This is a genomic window from Rhodococcus sp. (in: high G+C Gram-positive bacteria) (assembly GCF_049299235.1).
Lineage (GTDB): Bacteria > Actinomycetota > Actinomycetes > Mycobacteriales > Mycobacteriaceae > Rhodococcus.
The window spans coordinates 1-5,599 of the sequence record NZ_JBAQXC010000292.1 but is presented as its reverse complement, the minus strand read 5'-3'; the positions used below and the strand labels follow the sequence as shown (position 1 = coordinate 5,599).

The following is a 5,599-nucleotide window of genomic DNA, read 5'->3' as shown; positions in this document are numbered from 1 at the left end:
CTGGCTACTCTTCTTCACGGCGGTCCCTTGCTGTTGGTGTGTCTTGGCAGACGCCCGATGCCTACCACATGGCAGGGATCGAGCTTGGGACCGCCACCTCAATTTCTACGACTTACGGGACAACCTCACCGACCACCGCAGCACACGGTTCAGATGTACCGCAACGGTTCATCCACCACCTCCACCACCACCCCCGGCAGCCTGAGCCGATCCGTCGTCATGAGCTCGAACCCGCACGACGGCGCCGCGCGCTACAACATCGCGTTCAGCGCTGACCTGCACGGTGCGCCCTGCCACGTCCCCCGTCCATCCCTGCCGATCAACGAACGCGGACCGGTCGAGTCGCTGGCGTCCCTGCGATGCACCCCAACCGCGGTCCCATGGTCGTCGTAACGATTTCCGCGACAGGGCTATTCGAACTTCATGGCGGTGATGTGCTCTCCGTTGCGTAGCAGCAGGTAGTTGCTCTGCTGCGCGAAGACGAAGCCGTTGGCGCCATTTTCCCAGGTGATGTCGCCGGTTTGGGCGTTGATACCGGTAAGCAGGTTTCCGGTCGACACGACGAGCGTTTCGCCGTCCCCAGCGAAACGCCATATCAGGCCCATGCCTGAGAACTCGTTTTCGAGGTTGACTCCCGCGGGTGGCTTCCCGCCCTTGTACAGGGCGGTCACCGGAACGGACCACAGCACCCGCCCGGTGGTGATGTCGTAACCGCGCAGTGTCGTCGCGTCCTCGAACATGACGAGTACGTCGCCGACTGCGCCGACGACAGACATGTCGTCCGGGTTCGAGTATTTCCAGAGGGCGTCGCCGGTGACGCGGTGTCGAACGGTCCCGTTCTTCTCGATGTACACGTCCGCGGAACGGCGCCCTGGCAGAGTGAAGACCGTGGCCCCGGAGAACAGGCGGTTGTACTTCTTGTCGCCGTTGACGTCGATGATCGTGGCGAAGGTGGGGAACTCGCGGGTCTTGTCGTCGTACACGTAGGACGTCAGCAAGTCCTCGCCGAAGAACTGTGCGCTGGAATCGAAAGACTGGTAGGTGATGGTTCCTTGGGAGTCGACGATGGCGGTCGTCTTGTTCCCGGAGCCGGAGACGACCGCGTAGGAGCCCTCCACCATAAAGCCGCAGTTTCCCCGTTCTCCGTCGGCAATGTGCACCGAGAAGTTCTCGGACAGATCGGTCGCAGTCCCCGACTGGAAATTGAGGACCCCCTGATCCGCAGTGCAGGAATAGATCGTGTTTCCGGAGACGACAACATTTGGATTCGACTGACCGACATAGGGCGTCCCGAGCGTCGTTCCGTCCTCGGCGTCGAGGATGATCAAGCGACCGCTCGTGATGTCGACACACACGACCATGGTGCTGTCCGGCTTGTACCGTGGCCCCGTGCCGCATTGGGCTCCAGAGGGGAGTTGCTGCTCCCATGACGTGCGCCCGTAAACGAGATCCACGGCGATGATGTGCTCGGATGTCGCCTTCCCGTCCGACATCTTCGTTGAGATCAAGGCGCGGTTGTCCGTCGTGAACAGCAGTGACGGGTTCGAATCTGCCAGCTTGTAGCTCCACGCCCATCTCGGCGCGCTCGCGTAGGTCCCAGGCGCCGGATCCGTGCCGGCGGTATCTGCGCCACCGTGTTGTCGCAGTGCGATTCCCGCTCCGACTACACCTGCGGTGACGACAGCAACGACTGCTGCGGCGAGGGCGATCATCTTGTTCGGTGCCAAGTCAGCTTCTCCGGGTCCACCTCATGTCAGCGGCGACCCCGTGTGCTGGATCTTTCAGCACCCACCTCTGACTGGCACAGCAGATTAACAGGCGGACATCGAACGCCGGAGGTGGAAGACCGTGTAGGTGAAGGTGAACGCGCGACCATGGGTAAGGGCCGTTGAATAGTCGAGATTCTCTGGGCCGGTCCACGGCGCTGCACAGAGCAGATGACCTGATCTCGATCGGTCGACGGACTGTGGCTGTTCGACGATCGTCGAACAGCCCACGTGCAACCCGGCTCGGGAACCAGTCACGCCCTGTGGAAGCGATGCCCGGCAGCATCTGCGCCGCGCCGAGTTGCACGCCGCCGGCGCGATCCCACAGTTCCTGCGACGCGTCCCGGCGCGGCATTGCTGACCAGCTCTATCCGGCGGTGTGGGGTGCCGGCGCTGCTCGACCGATCGACCGCCGCGCCCCGATCGACCGCAGAGCGCCACATTCGGTCCGCCGAGCCACGCGACCCTGCGCGAAGTGCTCGACAGCTTCGCCGAGGCGGTCGGGGCCATCACCGGTACCTACGATCCGTTCGCCTCGGCCATCTGGCACTCACTCCAGCTGTACTGCAATCAGCGCGGATCGGGATAGCCGTCCCGCGTGTACTTGAACTCGACGCTCCCGAAATTGAGCGGCTGGTCGACCCTGCCGAATCGGTCGACCATGCGTTCATGCTGCTGGCATATCGGCTGACCCAGCCGAGTCGAATGACGTCGGTAGCAGCACCCGTCGATGTGACACATGACAACAGGCTGCTTCTCGGGCGGCGGATATGGGACAGGCATCAGAACTCCTCGCGTTCGAACAGATCACCGACCATACAAGATCGTGTGACCTGGGCACCTTCCTTGAACTGTAATGCGCGCGAACATCAATCAGGTGCGGGCCATTTCGAGAACGGGGCCGACCATGACAGCTGATCCGATCGCGCGATGCGAATCCTGTGGTGCGCCCGACGCCGCCCGCACCGAACGACCGGGGAATGCACGTCCCGTGCCTGGAATCGGTTCTCGGCACCCCTCGCCGCTGCACCGCTCACCCACTACCACATCCAGAAGGGGCCCTCCGATCGCTGACCGGGATCGCTGACCGGTCGATGCCCGACGCTCGCACCGTGTCGGCAGGCCATCCGACTCCGGCCACACCCAACCCCACCCCAAGCGCTTACGCGAAGTCGAGTAGTGAACTACCCGCGACAGCCGTTCTCGCTTCCGACAGGCTCGGATCGTCCCGTCCACACCACTCGACACCGTCGGGAGCGGGGTTGTCGCCGCAGATCGCGGCGGCGGGCCCCGGGCAACCGGGCGGGAACCCAAGGCCTGCGGGCCAGCCCGAAGGGGCGTTTCTGACGAGAAGGAAGGATACGACCATGGCCAAGGACGTACGAGGCGACTGGGATCTGCATCAGAGCAACGGATTCACGTTGCACGTAGAAGTCGCCGACGAAGACCCCGACGGCTCGTTCACCGGGAAGGCCAATGTCCATGGCAAGGCGGGGTTCACACCGCTCACGGACACCCGGGCGACAGACGACGAGTTCACGTTCCAGATGGGTCCGGGCCGGTACACCGGGCGCTTCGATTTCCAGGGGCGGCTGACCGGAATCACGTTCGACACCGCCCACCCCCAGAGCCAAGCCACCTGGTTCGCCGACAAACTGTTCGGACCGCTGGTGTAGTCCACGCTCTGACCGACACCGGAGGAAACGGAAACAGGGTGCACGCAACCGGCTTCGGGCCGACCGCGCCACCGGTCGAACGTGGCCGGCCGGATCACCGGGGCCCGGGCGTGCCATCCCGCCGTTCACGCCGAGTGGCTCACCGGACGCCTGCATCCTTCCGGCTGCAGGCGGTCCTCAGCTGATCGCGCCTTCTCCACTCACCGACCGATCACAGTTTGTCGAGATCGGCAGGGGGAAACTCGCCGTACACGCCCCTGCTGTCGCCTTTCATGTACAACTCGTGCTGCGCGTCCGCTCTGGTTTTCAGCCGGGACCGTTCCATCCGAGCGTTCTCGGATCGATCCCGCTTCCTCAGACGTGCTTGTTCCCATGCCTCACGCACCAGTTTCCCCGCCTTGGCGGTGAACTCGATTGCTGCTGCGACGAGCGCAACGGCAACGCCCAGTCCCAGAATGAGCCGCCAGTGATCGATGACGAGGCCGAGAACCATGATGACGGCAACGAACGCGAGGAACTGTTTCATGCGTGGCCCCGTTCGTGTCTCCCGGTGTGACTAGGCAGGGTATCGCGCGGGACCGACACGGCGTTTCAGGCCTTGATGTCGACGTCGCACCGTGAGGACGATGCCGAGTCACGAGCATTCGTCGCCGAACCGAGCACAACCGGCGGGCTCGTGCTCGACCTGATGTTCGGTCTGAACGTCAGAACCGGCCCGGTTCGGATTCGTCGTCACATTCCGGTGGCCGGGGCGGTCCGGATGAAGATGGCCGCCGCAGTCGAGCCGGCCACGTTCCTCGGCGTTACCGTCCAGGAAGACACGCCCTTCCCGGATCCACACGGTGTTCCCCCTCCACTGCGCAGCACATCGCCTATCGCCGGGCAGCGGCTCCGGGGAGGCCGTTGTCAGGAACCGGAGTCCACACTGGGATCGGAATCGTCGCTCCGATCGCCGTCGCCCCGGTCGGCCAGCGCCTCGTTCAGCCAATCCAGGGACGCTCCGAGCGCCGCGGAACTGGTCGTCTTGCTCTGACCCCCCTTGGCACCGAAGATCATGTTCTTGGCGGCTTCCCTGTGTCGTCCACTTCCTCTCGTTGACAGCCTCACACCCAGCGCAGCTGCGCCCTTCGTGTTCGCTTGTCAGGTTATCGCACTTCGGCGTCGAGCACACCGCACCGAGTCCCGCGGATGACCCCCTATAGAAGAAGCATCTGACCTTCTACCACAACATGTTTCGCAGCAATTCACATGCGGCGACGAGCTGCCGTCCGGCAAGGACGGGAACATCGATACCCCGACCGGCGCGATCATCGCGACCGATCGCACCTGCGTGACCGACCGGCGATCGGATCCCTCCCCGAACGGCCCGGATCACTGCCCGAAAATTCGCCAATGGGTTTCTGCCACAATGAAATAGAAGTCCCCACCGGTGATGCACCCACACAGCGGTCGCTGCGCAGCAGCGTCGACGGTCACCCGACCTTCCCGATCCCGCAGGGGTTCGGCAGCCACGCCGAGCACACCGGGCCCATCCACATCGAGACCACAGGAGTAGTCGTGCGTTTTCTCCCCTGCCATGTCAGCGCGATCGCCGCGAAGATCGCCGCGGAATCGGTCCGCAGCCAGCCGCCCACCCCGGCGGACCTGACCGACGCCGGTATCCGCCGCCACACCGACCGGGCGAACCTGGACGCGAGCAGCGACGACATCGCCGCGATCCGCATCGAGTTCACCGCCCGCTACGGCCACTGACACCCGACTCCTTCCCCACCCGAACTCTTCTACCGAAAGGCAACGCCACCATGGCATCTCGCATTGCACTGCACACCGACGAGTCCTACCGCGACGAGGATGGATTCTGGGTCATCGCCGTGGAAGAGGGCACCGCCGGTTACAGCCGGCTCAACGTGTGGCCCACCCTCGAGGCCGCGCAGCGCTACGCCGCCGACACCAACTCCCAGGCCGGGATCACCGACGACGACCGGCGCGCCATCCTCGCTTCCTCCATCGCCGCCTGACCCTCCCCTCCCGGCACGCTCCGCCCCTCCCCCGCAGGGATCGATGCCCTCCTGATCACACATCGCGGCGCGGGCGGGCCCGGACGGGAGCACTATCGACGGTTCACCGGTGGGGTCTGCGCCGACGTCGGCACAGACC

7 protein-coding genes are annotated in these 5,599 nt (G+C 64.5%); 4 read left to right on the top strand and 3 right to left on the bottom strand.

The genetic code is table 11. The features are described 5' to 3' along the window. The first annotated feature begins 153 nt into the window (after positions 1-153). Positions 154-393 (top strand): hypothetical protein, encoded by a 240-nt coding sequence (locus tag WAX14_RS17570; protein ID WP_422629336.1) that lies wholly within the window; start codon positions 154-156, stop codon positions 391-393. 17 nt (positions 394-410) lie between these two features. Here WAX14_RS17570 and WAX14_RS17565 read toward each other — a convergent pair whose 3' ends face one another. Then, entirely contained in the window at positions 411-1,727 is a 1,317-nt protein-coding gene (locus WAX14_RS17565) for a hypothetical protein (RefSeq protein WP_422629335.1), read from the bottom strand. Between the two features lie 1,406 nt (positions 1,728-3,133). Here WAX14_RS17565 and WAX14_RS17560 point away from each other — a divergent pair. After that, on the top strand, positions 3,134-3,442 hold the full coding sequence (locus WAX14_RS17560; protein WP_422629334.1) for a hypothetical protein: 309 nt from the start codon (positions 3,134-3,136) through the stop codon (positions 3,440-3,442). A 211-nt stretch (positions 3,443-3,653) separates the two neighbouring features. Here the strand turns inward: WAX14_RS17560 and WAX14_RS17555 are convergent, their stop codons facing one another. Next, a complete protein-coding gene (locus WAX14_RS17555; protein ID WP_422629333.1) occupies positions 3,654-3,968 on the bottom strand; it encodes a hypothetical protein in 315 nt (104 codons plus the stop codon). Between the two features lie 380 nt (positions 3,969-4,348). Next, positions 4,349-4,498 (bottom strand): hypothetical protein, encoded by a 150-nt coding sequence (locus WAX14_RS17550; protein WP_422629332.1) that lies wholly within the window; start codon positions 4,496-4,498, stop codon positions 4,349-4,351. A gap of 336 nt (positions 4,499-4,834) precedes the next feature. Here WAX14_RS17550 and WAX14_RS17545 point away from each other — a divergent pair, with 336 nt between their 5' ends. Together WAX14_RS17545 and WAX14_RS17540 are read left to right on the top strand one after the other, a co-directional pair. Continuing rightward, positions 4,835-5,194, top strand: coding sequence for a hypothetical protein (locus tag WAX14_RS17545; RefSeq protein ID WP_422629331.1), 360 nt, complete (start codon positions 4,835-4,837; stop codon positions 5,192-5,194). 50 nt (positions 5,195-5,244) lie between these two features. Then, a complete protein-coding gene (locus WAX14_RS17540; RefSeq protein WP_422629330.1) occupies positions 5,245-5,460 on the top strand; it encodes a hypothetical protein in 216 nt (71 codons plus the stop codon). Positions 5,461-5,599: the final 139 nt, after the last annotated feature.